Below are 3,819 nucleotides of genomic sequence, written 5' to 3'. Positions count from 1 at the left end.
TTAGCCTGTGTTTCCAGGAGCGGTGAGGCACATATCCAGGAGGTCTTTGTAGAAGATTTTCTAGAAGCTCAGGCAGAAACCCCATTAACGGCACCGGGTTATCGCAACCCACGACTGACGCCCGGCGCCGTTCCCCTCTACACTTCTGCGCCGGCCGCTGAGCTGATTGTTAATGCTCACCCGCCACAAATCCTGATCAGGCCCTGCGAGACACGCGGCGATGGCGGTTCAAAAGATGAACCAGAGCACAACTGCGGTGCCGATGACGATCATGCCGACGATCGCAGCAGCGCTGACCATCAAGGCATTGAGCGGCGATCTCCACCACCCTCGATTACCATCATCGTCCGGCATTTGAATGCTCCTTTGCTGCTGTTGATCTGCCCTGCTGCCTTCGCTTCGGAGATCAGGGTTCAACGAGACGCTGTCATGTCCACCTAGCCCGATGAAGGCGGCTAGCAGGTAGCCTTGGTGGCTCGACTGATCGCGGCTACCGCCACCAGGTTGCGCCCGCCGGGCTCGCGTGAACTCGGCCGTGCCAGCAAAGAACGCTGGGCTGAACTCCGCCGCCGTCTCGAACAGCGGCGATACGCGCGGACACTACGCACCCAATCCCGCCGCCTACCTCGCCCTCCTAGAATAGCACGCTTGCCAGCTGACTTTGCCGACCTAGTAAAAAATACTTGCAGGGCTGCTGATCGGTAGATGCCGTAGTCAACACCGTGTGGCGGTTACACGGCTCGTCCACAAAGTATGCGCTTGAAACCCACCTTGAACCTGCTCGTTCAACGATCGTACGGGATCGTCTCGCATGAGGGCATTCTGTGGGCTGAACCTGGAAATATCCGGCCATGACAGGTAAAGGGATCCCGATGGCGTCATCCCGTGTGACGGTGGGCCTTGCTGCCGCAGCCGCAGCCCTGGCCGGAATGGCCCTGCAGGTTCGCGCCAATGCTCGACGGGCTGAGAGGGAGCATCCGCCGGCCGGGCGGTTCATCCATGCAGGCGGCATTCGACTGCACTACCTCGAAGCAGGAATAGGTGGCCCGCCGGTCGTGCTGCTGCATGGCAATGCAGTCCAAGCGGAAGACTATGTCGCGAGTGGCGTGTTCGGCCTGGCCGCTGAACGACACCGGGTGCTGGCCTTCGACCGGCCTGGCTATGGGTATAGTGAGCGCCCACGCGACCGGCCATGGACGGCGGAGGCTCAGGCCGCCGTTCTGGCGGAGGCTCTCGCCCGCCTCGGGATTCGGCGCGCGATCGTGGTTGGCCACTCCTGGGGCACCTTGACGGCGCTGGCCCTCGCCCTCAACCATCCCGAGGCGGTGGGAGGCCTTGTGCTGCTGTCGGGCTACTACTTCCCGACGGCTCGAGCCGACGTTGCCATGATATCACCGACTGCCCTTCCGGTGCTCGGTGACGCGATCCGCTACACCGTCGGTCCACTGGTCGGGCGCCTCATGGCGCCGATGATGGTTCGGACGATGTTCGCGCCGGCCCCGGTGCCAGCCGCGTTCACGAGCGCGGTGCCGACCGGCATGATGCTGCGGCCTTGGCAGATCAAAGCCAGCGCCGAGGATGCCGCGGCGATGATCCCAGCGGCAGTGGCCCTTGTGGAGCGTTATGGCGAACTCAGCCGGCTGCCGGTCTCCATCATTGCCGGTGCCGAGGATATGGTCGTGGACAGGGACCGGCAATCCGCCCGGCTGCACCGCGAGATAGCCGCAAGCAGTCTCCAGGTTGTTTCAGGCCTCGGTCACATGGTTCATCACGGCGCACCTGATCTGGTTGGCCAGGCCATCGAGGCGATCGCGGCACCAGGGCAACCGGTCTCTGCTGCCATGACGGCTTCGGCTGTGACCGCGGAAGAACACACGACCGATATAGGATAAGCGCCTGCGCTCTACAGCGGGTCTACCTTTCCTCTATTCAGCATGACGACCTTTCAGCCTCGTATATGGGTCCTTGCAGGTGCCAAAAGGCAGCAAGGACTGCTACTTTCTTGGCTATTCTGCAATGGATATGCTATCGCTCTAGCATCCGCAGAGTAGCATCAGAGGCATCGCGGCGGGCGCCACGGCGATGGCCCTGAATGACAGGCATCATGAGTATTCAGCGGAACATTGTTCTGGCACAGTTCGAGCATCGTGTGAGCGAAGGTGCGGAACGGCTCACGCAGCACATCATGGATGTTGAGCAGCTGCGCCATGCCGGGAAACCGATCTTGCCATGGACGCTGGAGCTGCTCCTGTCCAGCTACACGACGCAGCGCTGTCTTGAAGGTGTGTTGGATGGTCTGCGGCAGGAATAAAGCGCCGCGCCTGCACGCCAAAGCCGGACTGGTGCGCCATCAGGCCTTGATGGTGGTAGCTGTCGCGCAAATGGGCGGCCCGCATCGGCGCGTGGCTCAAGAGCGTCCAAGCGGCACCGCCATACCATCTACGCTGCTCCCTAATCCTGCACCAGCCTGAGGAGAACGCCGTGCCTGCGCAAAAGCAGTCCCGCACACGCGAGGGTCAAGCCAAGTCAGAACGCGCTGTTGTGGACCTGGCAGCCCTGGGTGGTCCCTTCGTCGAAGCCTTTGACGCCACCCGCATGCCGATGGCGATCTCGGACCCGAACGTCGCAGGCAACCCGATCGTCTACTGCAACGCCGCGTTCCTGCAGATGTGCGGCTATGACCGGAAAGAGGTGCTGGGACAGGATTACTTCTTTCTGATCGGGCGGCACGCCGACCCCAGTGTGGTGGATCGGATCAAGCAGGCCGTGGCGGCCCGCCGCGAGTTCACCGAGGATATCCTGTTTCACACCAAGGATGGCCGGGAGATCTGGGTAGCGGCCCTGGTGGATCCGATGGTGGAGGACGATCGCGTCGTCCGCCACTTCGTGTCCTTCCTGGACATCACCGACCGGGTGCAGCGGGTGCAGGGCCTGCGGGAAGCAAAAGCAACACTGGACCGGCGCGTGGCAACCCGCACGAAGCGCCTGCAAGCTGCCAAGGACAAGCTGGAGGAAGAGGTCGAGCGGCGCCGGCGCACGGAGGCGCTGCTGCGGGAGAGCCTGGCCGAAGGCGAGGTGGCGCTGAAGTTCCGCGACTTCCTGGTGCAGGAGGTCCATCACCGTACCAAGAATGCGCTGCAGCTCGCGACGGCGCTGTTGCAGCTCCAGGCCCGGCAGTCAGAACCCCCGGTACAGGCAGCGCTGGCCGTGGCCGTAGGGCGGCTCCTGCGCATCGGCGAGGTGCATGAATTGCTGGCTTATCAGAGCGAGACGCCGAATACGATCGAAGTCGCGCCCTATTTGCTGCGACTGGGCCGGAGCATGCTGGAGGGGCTGGTGACCTCGCCGGGTCAGGTCGAGGTCGAAGTCGAGGCCGACGAGGAGGCCGTCTGGGCGCCAGACGTCGTCATTCCGCTCGGGCTCATCGTCGGCGAGGCCCTGACCAACGCCTTCAAATATGCCTTTCCGGAGGGGCGCCGGGGCCGGATCCTGGTCAATCTCAGCCTTCCTGACGGTGGCTTGGCCAGGCTGAGGATCGAGGATGATGGCATTGGCCTGCCGCCGTCGCGGCGGCAGGGCGCACTGGGCCTCAAGCTGATCGAGACCCTGGCGCAGCAGATCCAAGGCAAGGTGGAGCTGGTGAGCCGGCAGGATGGCACGGGGACCGCGGTAAGCGTGACCTTCCCAGATCCCAACACCGTACCGGGCCATAGCGACCAGCTTTGAAAGGCGTGGCCCTGCCAAGCCTGAACCCATAGAAAAAGCCCCGGCTGGAGATCCAGCCGGGGCTCAAGCCCATCACAGCGCAGGCGCCGCGAT

Annotated in this window: 4 protein-coding genes; all 4 read left to right on the top strand. The window is 63.3% G+C overall.

Annotated features, from left to right (window positions below; translation table 11 throughout):
* On the top strand, positions 1–441 hold a 441-nt coding region (locus tag EBE87_RS30190), incomplete at its 5' end, for a hypothetical protein (protein ID WP_233553593.1).
* 410 nt (positions 442–851) lie between these two features.
* Positions 852–1,892: an alpha/beta fold hydrolase gene (locus EBE87_RS27845; protein ID WP_233560275.1), complete on the top strand. Its 1,041-nt coding sequence runs from the start codon at positions 852–854 to the stop codon at positions 1,890–1,892.
* A 200-nt stretch (positions 1,893–2,092) separates the two neighbouring features.
* Entirely contained in the window at positions 2,093–2,311 is a 219-nt protein-coding gene (locus EBE87_RS27840; protein WP_120641270.1) for a hypothetical protein, read from the top strand.
* A 170-nt stretch (positions 2,312–2,481) separates the two neighbouring features.
* Entirely contained in the window at positions 2,482–3,726 is a 1,245-nt protein-coding gene (locus EBE87_RS27835) for a sensor histidine kinase (RefSeq protein ID WP_147465065.1), read from the top strand.
* Positions 3,727–3,819 lie beyond the last annotated feature (93 nt).

Source organism: Teichococcus wenyumeiae (assembly GCF_003696345.1).
GTDB lineage: Bacteria > Pseudomonadota > Alphaproteobacteria > Acetobacterales > Acetobacteraceae > Pseudoroseomonas > Pseudoroseomonas wenyumeiae.
Note: the sequence above shows the minus strand (reverse complement) of the source record. Positions and strands in the feature narration are given on the sequence as shown.

Excerpts from the sequence above, each read along its gene's own strand:
- EBE87_RS27845 (WP_233560275.1), top strand. The coding sequence starts at position 852 with ATGACAGGTAAAGGGATCCCGATGGCGTCATCCCGTGTGACGGTGGGC.
- EBE87_RS27840 (WP_120641270.1), top strand. The coding sequence starts at position 2,093 with ATGACAGGCATCATGAGTATTCAGCGGAACATTGTTCTGGCACAGTTC.